The sequence below is a fragment of the Hungatella effluvii genome, assembly GCF_003201875.1.
GTDB lineage: Bacteria > Bacillota > Clostridia > Lachnospirales > Lachnospiraceae > Hungatella > Hungatella effluvii.
The window spans coordinates 1-17,752 of the sequence record NZ_QJKD01000007.1 but is presented as its reverse complement, the minus strand read 5'-3'; the positions used below and the strand labels follow the sequence as shown (position 1 = coordinate 17,752).

14 protein-coding genes and 7 tRNA genes are annotated in these 17,752 nt (G+C 47.8%); 2 read left to right on the top strand and 19 right to left on the bottom strand.

The annotated features are described in order from the left end of the window. The 6 genes from holB to DFR60_RS14250 form a co-directional block, all read right to left on the bottom strand. Nucleotides 1–990: a DNA polymerase III subunit delta' gene (gene holB / locus DFR60_RS14275; protein ID WP_025529599.1), complete on the bottom strand. Its 990-nt coding sequence runs from the start codon at nt 988–990 to the stop codon at nt 1–3. Nucleotides 991–1,119: 129 nt separating this feature from the next. Further along, nucleotides 1,120–1,959: a polysaccharide deacetylase family protein gene (locus DFR60_RS14270; protein WP_110323474.1), complete on the bottom strand. Its 840-nt coding sequence runs from the start codon at nt 1,957–1,959 to the stop codon at nt 1,120–1,122. A 61-nt stretch (nt 1,960–2,020) separates the two neighbouring features. After that, entirely contained in the window at nt 2,021–2,614 is a 594-nt protein-coding gene (locus DFR60_RS14265; protein WP_110323473.1) for a nucleoside/nucleotide kinase family protein, read from the bottom strand. Between the two features lie 35 nt (nt 2,615–2,649). Beyond that, entirely contained in the window at nt 2,650–4,182 is a 1,533-nt protein-coding gene (locus DFR60_RS14260) for an aminotransferase class I/II-fold pyridoxal phosphate-dependent enzyme (protein ID WP_110323472.1), read from the bottom strand. Between the two features lie 363 nt (nt 4,183–4,545). Beyond that, on the bottom strand, nt 4,546–5,640 hold the full coding sequence (locus DFR60_RS14255) for a DUF6688 domain-containing protein (protein ID WP_110323471.1): 1,095 nt from the start codon (nt 5,638–5,640) through the stop codon (nt 4,546–4,548). Continuing rightward, nucleotides 5,640–7,298, bottom strand: a complete 1,659-nt coding sequence (locus tag DFR60_RS14250) for a DUF4153 domain-containing protein (protein WP_110323470.1) — start codon at nt 7,296–7,298, stop codon at nt 5,640–5,642. Before DFR60_RS14250 ends, DFR60_RS14255 begins: the two co-directional genes overlap by 1 nt. A 221-nt stretch (nt 7,299–7,519) precedes the next feature. On the opposite strand from DFR60_RS14250, the gene DFR60_RS14245 reads away from it, so the two are divergent. After that, on the top strand, nt 7,520–7,750 hold the full coding sequence (locus tag DFR60_RS14245; protein WP_002605435.1) for a hypothetical protein: 231 nt from the start codon (nt 7,520–7,522) through the stop codon (nt 7,748–7,750). 49 nt (nt 7,751–7,799) lie between these two features. Here the strand turns inward: DFR60_RS14245 and DFR60_RS14240 are convergent, their stop codons facing one another. The 5 genes from DFR60_RS14240 to DFR60_RS14220 form a co-directional block, all read right to left on the bottom strand. Continuing rightward, nucleotides 7,800–9,659 (bottom strand): amylosucrase, encoded by a 1,860-nt coding sequence (locus DFR60_RS14240; protein ID WP_110323469.1) that lies wholly within the window; start codon nt 9,657–9,659, stop codon nt 7,800–7,802. Nucleotides 9,660–9,738: 79 nt separating this feature from the next. After that, complete coding sequence (locus tag DFR60_RS14235; RefSeq protein ID WP_110323729.1) at nt 9,739–11,049, bottom strand: glycoside hydrolase family 32 protein; 1,311 nt, start codon at nt 11,047–11,049, stop codon at nt 9,739–9,741. Nucleotides 11,050–11,076: 27 nt separating this feature from the next. Then, nucleotides 11,077–11,940 carry a carbohydrate ABC transporter permease gene (locus DFR60_RS14230; RefSeq protein WP_110323468.1) on the bottom strand — a complete coding sequence of 288 codons (864 nt, stop codon included), beginning with the start codon at nt 11,938–11,940 and terminating at the stop codon, nt 11,077–11,079. Continuing rightward, entirely contained in the window at nt 11,940–12,812 is an 873-nt protein-coding gene (locus DFR60_RS14225) for a carbohydrate ABC transporter permease (RefSeq protein WP_034533408.1), read from the bottom strand. Before DFR60_RS14225 ends, DFR60_RS14230 begins: the two co-directional genes overlap by 1 nt. A gap of 16 nt (nt 12,813–12,828) precedes the next feature. After that, nucleotides 12,829–14,202 (bottom strand): ABC transporter substrate-binding protein, encoded by a 1,374-nt coding sequence (locus tag DFR60_RS14220; RefSeq protein ID WP_110323728.1) that lies wholly within the window; start codon nt 14,200–14,202, stop codon nt 12,829–12,831. 335 nt (nt 14,203–14,537) lie between these two features. Here DFR60_RS14220 and DFR60_RS14215 point away from each other — a divergent pair, with 335 nt between their 5' ends. Next, complete coding sequence (locus tag DFR60_RS14215; RefSeq protein ID WP_110323467.1) at nt 14,538–15,590, top strand: LacI family DNA-binding transcriptional regulator; 1,053 nt, start codon at nt 14,538–14,540, stop codon at nt 15,588–15,590. Nucleotides 15,591–15,612: 22 nt separating this feature from the next. Here the strand turns inward: DFR60_RS14215 and DFR60_RS14210 are convergent, their stop codons facing one another. From DFR60_RS14210 to DFR60_RS14175, 8 genes are all read right to left on the bottom strand, one after another. Continuing rightward, nucleotides 15,613–16,755 carry a GGDEF domain-containing protein gene (locus DFR60_RS14210; RefSeq protein WP_110323466.1) on the bottom strand — a complete coding sequence of 381 codons (1,143 nt, stop codon included), beginning with the start codon at nt 16,753–16,755 and terminating at the stop codon, nt 15,613–15,615. A gap of 114 nt (nt 16,756–16,869) precedes the next feature. Then, nucleotides 16,870–16,942: transfer RNA gene (locus DFR60_RS14205), tRNA-Lys, on the bottom strand. Between the two features lie 4 nt (nt 16,943–16,946). After that, nucleotides 16,947–17,019: transfer RNA gene (locus DFR60_RS14200), tRNA-Phe, on the bottom strand. 39 nt (nt 17,020–17,058) lie between these two features. Next, nucleotides 17,059–17,132, bottom strand: a tRNA-Met gene (locus tag DFR60_RS14195). Nucleotides 17,133–17,178: 46 nt separating this feature from the next. After that, a tRNA-Tyr gene (locus DFR60_RS14190) sits at nt 17,179–17,260 on the bottom strand. A gap of 36 nt (nt 17,261–17,296) precedes the next feature. After that, nucleotides 17,297–17,369: transfer RNA gene (locus DFR60_RS14185), tRNA-Thr, on the bottom strand. 30 nt (nt 17,370–17,399) lie between these two features. Beyond that, nucleotides 17,400–17,472: transfer RNA gene (locus DFR60_RS14180), tRNA-Val, on the bottom strand. 23 nt (nt 17,473–17,495) lie between these two features. Continuing rightward, nucleotides 17,496–17,569: transfer RNA gene (locus tag DFR60_RS14175), tRNA-Asp, on the bottom strand. Nucleotides 17,570–17,752: the final 183 nt, after the last annotated feature.

Here is a 17,752-nt window from a genome sequence, read left to right as displayed (position 1 = left end):
TCAGTTCTCCTTCATTACCAGTAACATGAGCTCCATGGCCAGTTCCATATTCACATTGGCATTCAGCCTGATCCCCGCCTTATCAATGGACTGGAGAATCTTTTCAATCCCATCGTAGGCGCTGGAGGCGCTCATTTCCTTAATTGTATTATACTCTTCCTTAAACACCAGAAGATTAATATCCTGTGTCACCTTATACATCAGCACATCCCGGTACCATAGCTGCATAAAATCGAGGCAGTCATAGATGTCCAGACTCTCATCCTTCAGCTTCTTGATATAGTCCAGAAGCTCCGTAATATCCATATCCTTCAAATGCTTCAGCATATGCAGAAGCTCGGTATACATCAGCTGAAAATCCTCCGAAGAGGCCAGATGGATCGCCTTTCCCAGATTTCCTCTCGCAAACGCGGCGTAAATCTCCGCCTTCACCTCAGGAATCCCCAGAGATTCCATCAGATACGTCCTGACTACGCTGTCCTGAAGCGGCTTCAGCTTTAACTGCACGCATCTGGAGAGAATCGTCGGCAGAAATGCCTCCTGATTCGTAGTCAGCAGCATGATAATCGCATAGGACGGCGGTTCCTCGATGGTCTTAAGCAGGGCATTCTGTGCCTGTGCCGTCATCTTTTCCGCTTCATCCACGATGTATATCTTATAATAGCTGCTGTAGGGCCGTACCATGATTGTATCATTAATTTGTTCCCTGATATCGTCAACGCCGATGCTGTTCGGCTTTTCATGATTTACAAAAATCAAGTCCGGATGGTTGCCGCTCATCACCTGCTTGCAGGCATGGCACTGCATACACGGTTCCTTCTTCCCCTTTTCACAGAGAAGCGTCATGGCAAATGCATTCGCCAGCGACTTACGTCCCATTCCTGCCTCACCTGTCAGAATATACGCATGAGATACATGATTTGTCTCTATAGCCTTCTTAAAATGTTCCTTTATCATCTCATGACCGATTATATCGTTAAATCCTGGCATTGGGGCACCTCCGTCTCAAAATATACGGATTTATTATAGCATATAAAATTCATACTCACAAGAAATAAGTGCTGGTAATTCCCGCACAAAAAGAAACAGACGGCCCCATACGGCAGCCGTCTTAAGCATTTAATTCAGTTCCATCCTCTCACCAGCCTTCACCCGGTAAGAAATCCCGTCCTTCTCAAAATATACGTCCACTGCGGCAGGATTCCACACCATAGACCCATCGGCGCTGAACAGCAGCCGGTCATACGCCGTCATATAATCATACAGCTCCAGGTTTGTCGCATACCAGATCTCATCCCGGTTTCCGGTATACGCAGCAAATCTCTCAATCACCTCCCAGTTCCCCTCCTCCTCAAACTCATAGCTGTGTCCCCAGAGATAGAACAGCCAGGAGCCGTACTTTGGCGTCTCCTCCACAAATTTTCCCGCCAGTTCCATCAGACGCTCATCCCGGTGATGGCACGTGGCCGTCAGACGGAGCCAGTCGGACGGAAGCCGGAAATCCCATGTCGAAACCGTTGTTCTCGCATAGGCGATTCCCGCCTGCACAAGCGTATCGACCACCCTGTCACTGGTAGTACCGAAGGGATAAGCCATACCCCTGACAATTGTATGAAACTGCCGCTCCAGATTCTCCCGGTCCTTCATCACCTCCGCCGTACAGAGATTCACCGGAAGCTGCTCCAGAAACGGATGTGTCAGCCCATGAACCGCCACCTCCATACCGCTGCCGCCGTAGAGCTCCGTCACCGCCTTTTCCGTCATCCTTCTGTGCACCGTACCCGGCGGGTATACCGTACCCTCTTCCGCGTAAAGCCCGCTGTTTAAGTTAAATGTGCCCTTTAATCCATGCTGCTTCATGATTTCGATCAGACGGATATCCTGTTCCACTCCGTCGTCATAGCTTAACGTCAGCGCCTTCTTTTTTCCCTTTGGAAACTGAATAAAGATACTTCCCATGATTTTCGTCCCTTTCCTCCTGGTTCGTATAATAATAACCTTAATACTACACGCAATCCCCTTATCTGTACAGAACCGCTTCCATATCCCTGCAAATTTCCTCCAGGCATTCCCTCAAATCATCATTCCTGTATCTCCTGATAATTCCGCATCTTACCAGGTTTTCTTCCTTAAAATCCTCTTCATCCGCCAGAAATCTCCGGCAGAGTTCCTTATACTTCGGTTCCTTCTGCCCCTTTTCCCGCTCCAGCGCACGTTCCAGCCTCACGCCGTCATCCACCTCGATATAGACAGGAACCAGCCCATTTTCACCGAAATACTCTCTCATCTTCTCATAAGACTCCAGCGTCCCGATCATCAAATAAGAGTCCCTGTCATCCAGACAGATCTGCCCGTCATCCACGGTAAAATAACTCCACGGTCCATACACAGTCTGATACGTCCGTTCCTCAATCAGCCTTTTCTCCCTGCGGAAGTCATCCAGCCGTTCCACCGTCGAAAAATGGTACTCCACCCCCTCTGTCTCCCCATCCCGGATTGGCCTCGTCGTATAAAGAACCACCGTCTTTAATTCCGGTATCCGTTCCCGCAGTTCTTTATAAATCGTATCCTTCCCGGATGCGCTTTTTCCCATCACATAAAAAATCTTTCCCATGTTTCATTCCTCAGTTTTTTCTAAAATAATAGTATCTAATTCTCCGCTCCTGCTGCCGTCAAAACCGCCTCCACCTCCGGATCCGCCGTTCCCTGGACCGGAAGGCCCCTGTGCTTATACTGCCGGATCATCTCCACCAATTCCGGTTTTAATACTTCTCCCGGCGCCACAATCGGAATTCCCGGCGGATAGATGTAGATAAACTCCCCGGATACCATTCCCTCACACGCATCGAGAGGGACGGACTGCCCCGGAGAGTCCATCGCCTGTGCGATCGTCATAGCAATCTCCGGCCATCCACAACCGCGTTCCTTTTCCATCCCGTTATCCACAATTCCATAGTCTCTTTCCCCTGTGTTATCCCCGTTTATCCCCGTAAAGCCTGATGCGGCAGTCCCACAGTCTCCCGCATCCCTCCTCCGCTCATGATCGATCTCCAGGAAAGCCCGGCACAATCGGTCCAACCCCTCATCCGTATCAGCCACCGTAGTAATCGCCGTCACATAATCCGGTCCGCACATTTCCATTTCCAGATGGTATCTGTTCCGAAGCAGCTCCGTAAGCTCCGGTCCGGTCAGGCCGCTGCTTCCCACAGAAACCACGATTTTAGACATATCCACATCAAAGACCTGGCACCGCCCTTTCACTCCGTCAAGAAGAGCCAGACACTCCATCTCCCCCATCCGCCGCCGGATACGGTTCAGCCTGCCGCTAAAGGCCTTCATCTCATCTCTTCCCGCTTTCTCCATCCATCGGATACAATTTTCAATAGCGGCCATCAACACATACGATGGGCTGCTGCTCTGGAACATGTGTACATACCGGTCAATTCTGCTTATATCCGCAAATCCCGCTTTCACATGCATGACCGCGGTCTGAGTCAGAGAAGGCAGCGTCTTATGGAGACTCTGTATCACCACATCCGCCCCCAGCTCCAGCGCAGAAATCGGGAATCCCGACTCCCCTCCAAAGGGGAAATGCGCCCCGTGAGCCTCATCCACAATCAGTGGAATCCCCCATTCATGGACGATTTTCGCAATTGTGCCGATATCCGAGACAATTCCGTCATACGTGGGAGATACCACCAGCACGGCCTCCGTCTCCGGATGGGTTATCAACAGCCGCCGCACATCCTCCGGCGATAATCCACCCTGAATCCCAAATTCCGGGATTGTCTGTGGATAAATATATTCCGCCCTCAAATGGCCCAAATACACGCCATGATACGCCGATTTATGGCAGTTCCGGCTCATGAGAATAGTGCCTCCATGGGAGACAGAGCCGCAGACCGCGCTCAAAATACCGCAGCTGCTTCCATTCACAAGATAATACGTCCGGTCCGCCCCATATACATTTCCCGCCCACTCCATAGATTCCTTCAGAATCCCTTCCGGGTGGTGAAGATTATCAAATCCCTCAATCTCGGTAATATCCACAGAAAACGGATTAGGAAAATCCCCTGCAAATCCGGCCCCCGCCTGCCTCTTATGCCCCGGCATATGAAACGGATAGGCGTCAGATTCCCCATATTCCATTAATCGGTCCAGCAGATACTTCTCCATCTCCATCCTCCAGATAACTTTCTGTTACAGTTTTCTTCCAGATTAGCAGATCAATGGTGAAATGTCAAATTATCACTCCTTCACAGGCAGGTATTGGCAACAGTTCAGCCTTCACTTCCAGCTGCCCGGCCTGGCGCCTTCGTTTCCTGGACCTTTCCTGTGACTTTGCAGGGCATTAGCAGTTCTTAATGCGCAGAATTTTTCGTTCAGGGGAAATCCCCACCTGTCTGAGCGCAGCGAGTTTGGGGATTATCACTGGTTTTTAGAAAAATCCTGCACATTTAGAAATGCTTATGCCCGAAACCGGAACTGGAAAGGTCCAGGAAACGAAGGCGCCGGGCCGGGCAGCTGGAAGTGAAGGCTGAACTGTTACAGGTATTGCTTTGCAATCCTATCCTCCGGCTTTCTGTCCGTCAGATAGAGAACCAGGAGAAATATCCATTCCAGAGGCTTCATCACCAGATATGTAATATCCGCCGCCAGAGGCGTCCTGATATGCTTTGCCACCGGATATCCATACGTATCATACACATGGCGCACGAAGCGGTGAAAACGCGGTGTACGCTCCTCAAGCACCTGCTCAAATGCATTTGCCACACACAGCTGCCGGTTCACCACGATCCGATGCCCATGCCGGACTCCCATCCGTTTGGGTTTCACCAGTTTCTCATGTCCCCCGGCCGCCACCGTACAGAGATAATGGCCATCGCTGTAAACTGTCGGCGGTGATATCCGCTGTGACAGCATCCAGTCGCTTGTCTCTGTAAATGCCTTCACCGCGGCGGATGGTTCCTGCCCAAACAGCACGAGAACCGCAATACAGATTCCCAGCACCGGCCACACCATAAGAAACGCCAGTGCCGGCCAGCAGCTGCTCTTTACCAGCAGGCGCCGCAATCCCGTCAACTTTTCGAAATCTTTTCCCTCATCCTCTTCCTTCTGTTCCTTTAACAGGGTCTTCACCACAGAAGCCGACAACAGAATTACATTCAGCGGAAATACAGCGAGATAAACAGATAATTCATCCGCCCGCCCCAGCACCTGGATAATCCACATCACACAGACCGCGCATCCAATATACAAAAATGATATACTCAGAATCTTAACCAGCGGCGGCAGCCTTTTAGACGCCAGCTTTAGCAGAAAATACCCCAGAAGCCCCAGAGAAACCAGAACAAGAACTGTAACTACATAGTGCTCCGACACAGGAGTATGGATTGCAGAGTCACTGGTAAACAGCTGCTCCTGCCATTCGCCCCCGATTCCCATATAATCATACAGTATAGCGGAAAACAGCGGTCCCAGAATCCATGTAAGCACCTCTGCCGCATTTTTAAATTTCCCCGGTTCTGCAAGAATAAAATATAAATTCATGAAAGTCAGAATAATCGGAACTATAAAAAACAGAAACAGCAGCCCCAACAGTATGATACTTCCAAAAAGTTCTCCTGCCAAATCAGCCATTATTCCATCCCCCCATTTCTGAACGATTGTATTGCCTTTTCAAACGAAAGATTCCATGTCCTGAAATCCGCAGCCCCCACCTGATAGTTCTTTGAAATAACCCATCTGTAATACTCCTTTAAAAATTCCGTTCTCCCGCCGGAATAAAACCGTCCGAGAACCGCATCATCTTCAAGCGCCTCAAGCACTACAGGAACTGCATCCGCCGAAAGCGCCTGAGTCATATACGTAAAATCGCTGTCAGACCATTCACCCGCATGAACCACATTATAGTCCGCAATCACCCGGTCCGGTCTCATATACGAAAATCCCACAAAAAATACAGATATCATTACAAGGCACCATCCAAACAGCGGAAATCGGTTCCTGTAGATCAAAATAACCACACCAACCATCATACATGCCAGCAACAGCAGGAACCACAGCACCAGAACCCGCAGATACGTCAGGTGATACTCCCCAACATACAAAACCATCCGGTATGCCGCGGATGCGATCATCACATACGTACATCCGCAGATGACAGTCAGAACGCCATTTAAGAAATTGCTTCTCTTAAAGAACTTCAGGTTCATAAGCACCATAACCAGATTCATCACAGCCACAAACAAAAGCTGAAAAAATCCCTGCCGCGCATAGGACGAGTACGTCACCCCCTCAGGCAGACTGCCTTTTCCGAGAAAAAGGTAAATAACCTGTATTCCGCTAAAGAACAGATACAGCAGAGCAATCGCGCTCATGCACGTAATAGCGGGAACCGGTTCGTGGGTTCTCATCGTCTTTTCTTCCCCGGAGATCTGATCCATACAGGCTCCGCAGATCAGGCAATAGACTCCAAATGCCCCAAAAGCAGTCATGGAGACCATAATGAGAATAGTCCATACATTCAGAACCGTCTCCATCCAGTGAACCACCATGGATCCAAACACTACATCCGCCCGCCCCAGAAGAAATCCGGCCACCAGCAGGATTGGCAGCGCCGCCGCCAGCCCCATGAACACCCGTGATACCGTTCTGTACTTTTTCAAATTGACCTTCTTAAAAAATTCGTTACCCTGAAAAAACGGATAGACAACTGCCGCAATCACACAACAGAGATAGACTGCCATAGAAGATAAATACTTACCGATACTCCACTCCCTGTCTTTATAAAACTGGTGAATCACAAAAATAACCACCAGCAAAAATTCAGCCGTCTTAATCAGCATAATAAGCAGCGGATCCGCAGTCCTGCAGACCGCAATCCCCAGCAAAACAGCAGTAACAATCAAAAAACACGATTCCCGTTTCCACTCTATCGAAAGCCTCCTAATCATCCAGGCCAGCACACCATAAATCCCCCCAATCATAATCGGATACGTAATTCCACTGGAATTCTTATACATACAAAATGTATACAGTATTCCAAATGCCAGAGCCACCCCCATAAATATCGGAAAGTTCTGTGTGATAACCTCCTGCTTTCCCCTACGCCAAGCTGGAACAGGCGCTTCTTTTATCTCCTTTTTTATATCTTCTTTTTCCTGTATTATCTGACTGCTATCTCCGTTTTGCTTCTCAGGTTTTACCTGATGTTCAGGTATCTTCTGATTTCCAATTTCCTCCTGACTTTCAATTTTCACCATTTTACCCTCTTTCTCCAGAATTTTCCCACTCATCGAACTTCCTCCTTCTTATCATTGCAATTCTTCATCCAATACTTCTCTTTCCTGTAACATACCATAGTATATATTAAATTTCAATATTTATTTATTGATATTCAATAATTTAATATTGTATTATAATAAAACGTAAGGATTTCTTTCGTTTTTCCTTTCTTTACATTTTTTCATATCAGCCTTATAATAGATATCAAAATCAAACCAGGAGGTGATTCATTGTGAGAACAATCGAATTTAAGATGGAGCGCCCCGGACTCGTCAAAGCGGGTGATGAAGTATCCATTATCGAGAGGGAAGGAACCAGCAGCTACAGCTATATCATCGATCCGGCCGTTGCCATGTCCGGCTGCTATACCGGCCGTGACCGTATCAAATCCGACCACGGAATCGTAAAAGAAGTCAAGCACAACGACAGAGGCTACTATGTGATTGTAGAATTTGACGAATAAAGAAAAGGATCCGGGACGCAGCGTCTCCAGATCCTTTTTACTTTATCAATTATTTATTCTCCTCAATCCCGTTTTCCCTCATAAGCCAGTAAATTCCATAAGCAGGTATCTCCACCCCTTTCGCCTCCATCGTTCTCCCCGAGATCAGATCCGTATACATCCCATCCTCCTCGTTAATCCACGCGACTTTATCGAATTCACTGAAATTAAATAGGGCAATTACCTTCTCCTCCCCGTACTCTCTCACCAGGCCCAGGATGGAATCATCCCACGTGTCAATGGTCCACACCTGCGCATCCGTGCAGAAAACCGGAACCTGTGCCCGGATCGTCTCCAGCTTCCTAATGCCGTCGAAAATCTTTTCCTGAAGACTGCCCTTCACACTGCGTTTTTTCTCCAGATCCCACCGGAAATCGCCTCTGTGCAGATAACGGGAGTCATCCCATTTTTTTGGATTCTCGTGGTAGGTATAATCATTCTCCTGACCAATCTCATCGCCGCTGTAGATCACCGGAATCCCCGACTGCGACAACATATACGCATGAAGCATCAGATCCAGCCTAACAGCCTTTTCAAGGGCTTCTGCGTCCCTCTCAAACGCGGCCTTTTCAATACCGCATAACGATGCCGTCGTTCCGCACAATCTTGCATCCCCGGACTCAGGGTCTGAATTGTACAACTCTCCCCGTCCAAACGATCCCGGATACTGCCCGGTCAGAAAATCATTCAAATACTTTTTATGGCTGACCTCATTGATCCCGAATTGTTTCAGCCACGGATAATCCAGCCCCCATCCGATATCGTCGTGACAGCGCAGATAATTTAAGAAAACGTAATCCTTCGGCAGACCGCTCACCACATTCATCTGCTGGCGAAGCAGCCGGATATCCTTTGTCGCCACACTGTTCCAGGTAGCCGCCATGGTGGTTACATTATAAAGCATGTGACACTCCGGCTTCTCCACGCTGCCGAAATACGGAACCACCTTATCCGGTTCCATCACCACCTCGCCGAGCAGAAGGACCCCCGGACACACAATCTCACAGATAATTCTCATAATCCGCACAATGGTGTGCACCTGCGGCAGATTCCTGCAGTTCGTCCCCAGCTGTTTCCAGATGTAAGGAACCGCATCAATACGGATTACATCAATCCCCCGGTTCACCAGGTTCAGCATATTTTGGGCCATCTCGTTCAGCACAACCGGATTCCAGTAATTCAAATCCCACTGATAGGGATAAAATGTGGTCATCACATATTTTCCCGCCTCCTGCACCCAGGTAAAATTCCCCGGAGCCGTAGTTGGAAATACCTCCGGCACTGTCCGTTCAAACTGTGCCGGAAGATCGTAATTATCGTAGAAGAAGTACCGGCTCTGATACTCCGGATCGCCCGCCTTCGCCTTTCTGGCCCATTCGTGGTCCTCCGAGGTATGGTTCATCACAAAGTCCAGACAGATGCTCACACCCCGTTTATGGCACTCCTTTGCCAGACACTCTAAGTCCTCCATAGTCCCCAGATCAGGCCTCACCTTCCGGAAATCAGATACCGCGTATCCGCCGTCGCTCCTGCCCTCCGGCGTATCGAGAAGCGGCATCAGATGCAGATAATTGACCCCGCATTCCTCAATATAGTCCAGATGCTTTAAAACCCCGTTTAAATCCCCGGCAAATGCATCCACATACATCATCATACCGACCATCCGGTTTCCTTTATACCACTGCGGATCCTTCGCCCGCTCCCGGTCCATCGTCTTAAGAGCCGCCTTCCTCTCCGTATAAAACCGGTACATCTGTCCGCACAGCTGCTTAAACGCCTCATCCTGATTTTTATATAACTCGCAGTAGAGCCACTTCAGCTCGTCATAATACCTGTCAAACCTTTTCTCATATTCCTTACAGTAGTCCATCTCACCATATCTCCTCGCCAAACACGCGCTATAATCTCTAAATATTTACAGACGTTTCATAATCACTGTACTATTTGTATTATTCTACCGTAAACAGCTTCACCTTTCGATCCGACACGATCACATTTCCAATCCCATATACCGCATTTGAGATAACGTACTCGCCGTCATTTACAAAAACCTCAATCAGATTGGAATCCACCAGAATCTCCACATGGCCGCCCTTCTTCATCTCCGGCGTCTCAAACTGCATTCTGCACTCCCTGTCATTTCCCGCAGTCAGGCTCCGGTCCGTACAGATTCGATTTCCTTTCCGGTAAATCCGGTATCCGCCGACATCGATACCATCTCCATCCTCTAAATCTGCCTCTGCCCGATATCCCGCTTCCGCAGCCTCCTTCGGCGTATCAATCGCTCTGCTGTAGGCCTTCCTGACCGCCGGATGCATCCGGAAATAAATATGGCCATCCTCCACTTCCACCACTCTGGGACTGCACATCATCCCGATCCATTCACCGCCGACCGTCTCTGGCATACGGACCCATGCAGCCATCACTCTCCGGCCATCCCGATCCACCGTGCTCTGCGCCGCATAGAGATCCAGACCATAATCGAGAAACTGGTATTGATCCGGCATCGTCATGGTACAGCTCTCTTCCTCAAAGTCCACAACCATGCAGATATTCTGATTCTCTTCTTTATACCCATCCTTTAAAAATCCCATAGGGGAAAATGACAAAACCTTTCCCCCCTTCGTCTCATAGTAATCCGGGCACTCCCACATCCATCCAAAACCGCTTTTTGACACGGCATTCACAAACGACCAGTTTATCAGATCAGCGCTGCGGTAAAAGAGCAGTCTGCCATTACCGTCATTTCCATGGGTCCCCAGCACCATATACCAGGCATCCTCCCCGCGCCACACCTTAGGATCCCTCGTATGAGCTGCATCGCCCATTTCCCGTTCCCAGATCGGAGCAATAATCTCTCTTTTATCCTTTATATTATCAAAATGAATTCCATCCTCCGATGTAATCATCATCTGTGCCGAGACAAACTGATCATCCAGACAGAGATTCGTGTCCTCGGGATCCTCTAAAAGATAACTGACACCGGTATAGTACAGATATAATTTCCCGTCCTGTTCCACCGCACTTCCGGAAAAACACCCATCCCGGTCCCCGCGCTTACTTGGAAATAAGGCAATTCCTTTATGTTCCCAGTGCACCAGGTCTTCACTCACCGCGTGTCCCCAGTGCATTCTCCCCCACCTCGGTCCATAGGGAAAGCACTGGTAAAACATATGGTACTTTCCCTTGTAATAAATAAATCCATTCGGATCATTCATCCAGCATCCCGGAGCCTTTATATGTATTGTATTAGTTGTCATCGTATGCAGCCTCTCCTTACCAATCATCTATTTTACTGCTCCAGCCACCACGCCGCTGATAATCTGCTTCTGAAGCGCAATATACAGGATTAACACCGGTATTACGCATAACAGCAGTCCAGCCATAATCGTGCCGTAATCCGCCGAATACGTGCCGTAGAAGCTGTAAGTGGAAAGAGGCAGCGTCAGCAGCTTCTTATCCGACAGCACCAGAGACGGCAACAGGAAATCATTCCAGAACGCCAGTGAATTTAAGATCACCATCGTGGAAATAATCGGCTTCAGCAGTGGAAAAACAATTCTGAAAAATGTCTGGGCGTGGGTACATCCGTCGATATTCGCGGCCTCCTCCAGCGCTACCGGAACATTTCCCTTAATAAACCCATGAAACATAAACACGGACATCGCCATGGAAAATCCCGTATGCATAAATACCAGCGTGCTCCTGTGATTCAGCACATTCAGCTTACCGCCATAGATACTCACCAGCGGAATCATAATCGCCTGGAACGGAATAATCATGGAAGCCACCATCAAAACAAAGGCAGTCCTGGAAATCGCATTGTTATTCCGCACGATATAGTAGGCCAGCATAGCCGCCAGCAGCGTAACGAGCGCCGTTGCAAACACCGTAACAATCAGGGAATTCTTAAATGCGTTCAAAAAATCCATCTGAACAAACGCCTTCACGAAGTTATCAAACGACAGTCCCTTAATTGTATACAGCCAGGAAAATGGACTCTTGATAATATCCCGCTTCTGCTTTAGGGAATTGATCACCACCATGTAGAATGGGAACATGTAAAGAATAAATATCACGATCAGTCCTGCTGTAGCCACAAGCTCCGATTTCTTTCTCTTCTTACCGCTTCCTGCTTTCTCTCCCGCCATTATGCTTCCACCTCCTTCTTCTTGGTCAAATAAACCTGAATGCCGCTGATGCAGGCCACAATCACGAACAGGATCAGCGCCTCCGCCTGGCCCACACCAAACCGTCTCGATGTAAACGCCTTTTCATACACATGCATGGCCGCCATCTCCGTCGTCCCGTAAGGCGCACCCGCTGTTAAGGAAAGATTCACATCGTATACCATGAATGCCCTGGACAGCGTCAGGAACAGGCATATGGTAATGGAGGACATCATAAGAGGCATGATAATACTCTTCATTTTCGTCCATCCCGAAGCACCGTCAATCGTAGCTGCTTCCATCACATCATCACTCAGTCCCATAAAACCGGCCACATAGATAAGAATCATATATCCGGACAGCTGCCACACCGTAACAATCACCAGTGCGATAAATGCCTTCGTCGGTTCCGAAAGCCAGGATGCCTCAAACAGTCCCCAGCCCGTAGCATCACCGATCCCCACAAATACTCTTGAAAATACGAACTGCCAGATGTATCCCAGAACGATGCCCCCGATCAGGTTCGGTGTAAAAAATCCGGCCCTGAAAAAGTTCTGTCCCTTAATCCCTCTGGTCAGCAGATAGGCGATCATAAACGCCAGCACATTTACAAATACCACCACCACGATCACATACTTAAAGGTCAGAAGCAGAGACGACCAGAACTGTCCATCCTTCATAACCCCGGCAAAATTCTGCAGACCGATAAAATTCTTCACATCCGAAACGCCGTTCCAGTCCGTCATGGTCAAATAAACGCCGTAGATAAACGGAACAATCACAACTGCAAAAAAGCAGAATAATCCGGGCAATGCAAATATACAGAAATCTTTCCCTTTGCTCTTTGATTTCATCCTGGACACCTCTCTCCTATCTCTGTTCTTCCCAATAGTTCTCAATCGACTGAATCAGTTCCTCCCGGCTGCTTCTGCCCGCCAGGTACTTCTGCATGGATGCTCCCAGAACCGCCCAGTGGTCATTTGGAACGATAGCAGACGCATTAAACGCCCTCTCTTCATGAACCCGGTTGTAAATATCCCGGCTCAGTGGATCAGCCGGTTCATAAGGATTATTCTGAAATGGCGGAATCAGATTACACGTCTTCACGATCATCTGCTGTCCGATCTCACTGAATACAATCCAGTTTAAGAACTCCCTGGCTGCCGCTCTCTCCTGATCCGAGACGACGCGCCCGTCTATCATAATCTGTTTAGACGGAGACGCCTGGATCTCCCGATTGGCAAAATCCTCAGGATCGTTATTTAAAAAGTATGGAAGAAAGCCATACGCATCCGAATTTTCCGCACCAGCCTCCGAAAGATTCGGCCATGCCCAGTTGCCGTTAAACCAAAAAGCGGTCTTTCCATCCACCAGATCGATGGCCATCTCGTCATAATCGGCCCCCAGCGGATCCTTTCTCGCCACGTTATACTCCCTTAAAATATCAAACATATTTAAAAACTGATTCATACGGTCATAAGAATTTAAATCCAGTGTCCCTTCCTTGATCGCCTCGATAACCTCCTGGGCGCCCTCAGAAGTCCCGTCATACGTCTCATAGATATACTGGAGCTGGTGCGCTCCCAGAGACCAGTCTTCCTTTGCCACAGAAACAGGCCGTTTCATGCCGGCCTCCGTCAGCTGATCCAAAAGTGCCGCAAACTCATCCAAGGTCGTAACAGACAGAGGATCGAATTCCCTTCCCAGAGTTTCTTCGATCACCGACCGATTATAAATCAGCCCGCGGCCTTCAATACAGAGCGGGAAGCTATATATCTTTCCATTCACCTCTGTCAGATAGCCTTCCGCTTCCGCAGTCCAGGGTTCTCCTGTCAGATCAACCGCTTTTTCCTCAGCCAGTGCTATCACATCGGTAGTATCCAGAATTGCCATTGTAGGCGGCGTCCCCGAGTTATACATGCTGACAACCTTAGTATAAGGAGAATCCCCATCTGTAACCGGCATAACCTCCACGTGGACTCCCGATTTCTTCTCATATTCCTCTGCCATCTTCGTCAAAGCCACCTGTATCTCCGCCTTGGAATTCAAAAGCGTGATTTTCGTACCCGACAGAGAAGCGTCATATTCAAATGTATCCACCGACGTGTCAATCGGCTCTTCCTGTACCACCTCATTCGGATCATCCGGATCACTGGCAAATCCAAATCTGCATCCCGTCAGCATCAGGACCGCCGTCACCATCATAACTCCGATTTTAGTGGCCTTCGCACCAATACCTTTCATCATCCTCATTCCTCCTTTAACGCTGCAATTTTATCGGCCTCATTTTGTGTAACCGGTAAAGTAACCGGTTACTTTATGTTTTTATCATAACACCTATTTAGTCAATTTGTCAATATACAAACTACTTTTCGTTAAACTGCCTTAATACGGCAAACACAATTTGTACGATATTCACAAAACCGGTTACTTAACCGATTACTCTTGAACCACTCATCTATTTTTGTTATACTAAATAAAGAGGATGGAGCGAAATTCCAGACAGTCACAGGAATCTTCACTGGCAAGAAAACTCCTTTTCATAAAAATACCCTACATTTTGAAAAGAGGCATCAAGGATGACACAAAAAAAAAATATAACCTTTGACGATATTGCACAATACACTCATTTTTCCAAGACAACGATATCCAGATACTTTAATAATCCGGACTCCCTCACACTTGAGAACCAGCAGATCATTTCCGACGCTCTGGTAAAGCTTAACTATAAAGAAAACAAGGTAGCCCGCATCCTTGCCAACGGCAAGACAGAATTTGTCGGTATCCTGATTCCGAACCTTTATCTGCACTATTATTCAGAAATGCTGAATCAGATCCTTGCCACATACGAGACGTACGGATACAAGTTTCTGGTATTCATCGGCCACGAGAATGCGGAGACGGAGCGCCAGTACATTCAGGAGCTTCTGGCCTATAAGATTGAGGGCCTCATTGTCCTGAGCCACACGCTGTCCTCCAGGGAACTGGCAGACCTTCAGATCCCCATTGTCACCATAGAACGGGAAGACCAGTATGTCTGCAGCATCAACACCGATAATTACATGGGCGCCATACAGGCCACCAGCCTCCTGGCCAGACATAACTGTGACATACTGATCCATATCAATACACCGACAGCCGATAACATCCCCGCCTACGGGCGAATCCAGGGCTTCATGGATTTCTGCAAAGAAAATAATATAAAAAACCGTATATTCTGCCACAAAACAGAGAACACCTACGATTCCTCTCTCCAGTACTTAAAAGATATCCTGGAGGAACTGGAGACCACTTATACCGGCATGCGAAAAGGCATCTTCGTATCCAACGACACCCATGCCAATATCCTGTTAAACTTAATTGTCCGTAAATACGGCAGGCTGCCTGACGACTATTATATCATAGGCTTTGACGACTCCCCGGTTGCCAGGGAAGCGGTTATCCCGATCAGCACAATAGGACAGCAGATAGACCGCATAGCCAATGAGGCGGTAAGTCTCCTTGTCAGCCAGATGAATGAACGAAAAAAAAGAAAACCAGTTCCCCTGAAGGAACCAATCCATAAAACAATCACTCCCATTCTAATCCGAAGAGAGACCACAGAAAAAGAAGATCTGCCAGAAAACCGTTAATCCGGTTTCCTGGCAGATCTTTTTATGACAGTACCTCAACTCTGTTTCTTCCATTCTTCTTCGCCTGATACAGCGCCTTATCCGATAGACAGACCAGATCATCCATCTGCACCTTACCTTCCCCATGCCAGGTATAGACACCAATACTTATGGTAACCGCGCCCTCTTCCTCGCCATTGATTTTAAAGCGGCATTCAGCGATCCTCTCTCGTATTGTCTCCGCCATTTCCACCGCTTCATCCCGATCCCACCGGAACAGGCAGATAAAAAATTCCTCCCCGCCAAAACGAATAGCCGCCACATCATTATCCTGGCAGCATTCCCGGATAATCTCTGCAATCTTCTTCAGACACACATCGCCTGCAATATGACCATACCGGTCGTTAAACTGCTTAAAATAATCGATATCCAGCATCATACACGAGATCGTACCGGATTCCTCTTCCAGTTTCTTTATTTTCTCCCCGATAAACCACTCCATATACCTCCGGTTATTCATATCTGTCAGCTCATCAACCATGGCCTGATGGCTCAGAATCTCATTTACCCTGGTAATCTCCTCGTACTGTTTTCGGATGGTCACCTCCTGCTTTGTGACAATCACCTTATTCCGATAAAGCGAATAAGAGATAGCTGTAGAAATACCCGCAATCGAAAAACTGTTTATAATATTGCTGAAAATATTATTCTCAATCGTCTGGATTCCCGGCAGACAGATATTTAAAAAAACAAATGCTGCCATAAAAATAACTCCAGCCTTCAACGGCTCCAAAAAACCAAGTGCTGCCACCGACAGCATCATATATGTAAATACGCTTAAATCATTTCCTCCCAGCTGATCGTTCAAAGTAACACAACAGCCCCAGAAGCAGATAAATGCCGCGTAAACCAGCTCAGCATGAAGATACAGATGATAATTTTTCTTTTCCCTCCTCCAGAAATTCCGATTCAGGATCATGGCAATTCCCGTAACCAGAAAAAGAGTCAGATACAAGATACAGTAAATAGCTCTCCTCTGTGTCTTAAACGGGCCACCCGGTTTCGCAGCCATCAGTATCAGCATTAAAAGTTGAAATACCACAACGAATACGCTGATGATCTTCCAGGCGCGATTGACACTCTCGGCTCGTTTCTTTTCAATTTCAGCCCGATACTTTTCCTCCAACGGCAGTCCCCCCTATCGCATTACTTCATCATACATTATAATAGAGTTTTCAAAAAAATAAAACAAAGATAAAAAAAGCCTTGAAACAGAAATTGTTTCAAGGCTTCATTTCGATGAGACACCGGGGACTCGAACCCCGGACAACTTGATTAAAAGTCAAGTGCTCTACCACCTGAGCTAGTATCCCATAATGCCCAAAGTCGGAATCGAACCAACGACACGAGGATTTTCAGTCCTCTGCTCTACCAACTGAGCTATCTGGGCATGTACATCTGTAAGCATACTTAAAGTTCTCACAAAAAATTGCGGGGGCAGGATTTGAACCTGCGACCTTCGGGTTATGAGCCCGACGAGCTTCCAGACTGCTCCACCCCGCGTTATTAAATTATATTCGACATACTATCTTTTTAGAAGTATATCGAGTGGATGGTGGTGGATTCGAACCACCGAAGCAATTTGCAGCAGATTTACAGTCTGTCCCCTTTGGCCACTCGGGAAACCATCCATATTATTTACTATTTAGTTTTATTTGATTCATGCAAGCCGATGATCGGACTCGAACCGATAACCTGCTGATTACAAATCAGCTGCTCTGCCAATTGAGCCACATCGGCGAATTACTCATTCGGACTATACACAATGAATGGGACCTACAGGGCTCGAACCTGTGACCCTCTGCTTGTAAGGCAGATGCTCTCCCAGCTGAGCTAAGATCCCACATGCGAAATATTCTGTTAAAACGACCCGGATGGGATTCGAACCCACGACCTCCGCCGTGACAGGGCGGCGCTCTAACCAGCTGAGCCACCAGGCCAAACCTGTTTTGAAGGTTTTACATATACCCTCAAAACCACACATTGTACATATCTTTCATCCGTTCTTACTTCCTCTGCCATTTCTGACAACCTAAACCAACTTGGTTAAGCCCTCGACCTATTAGTGACAGTCAGCTGCACATGTTGCCATGCTTCCACCTCTGCCCTATCTACCTCGTCGT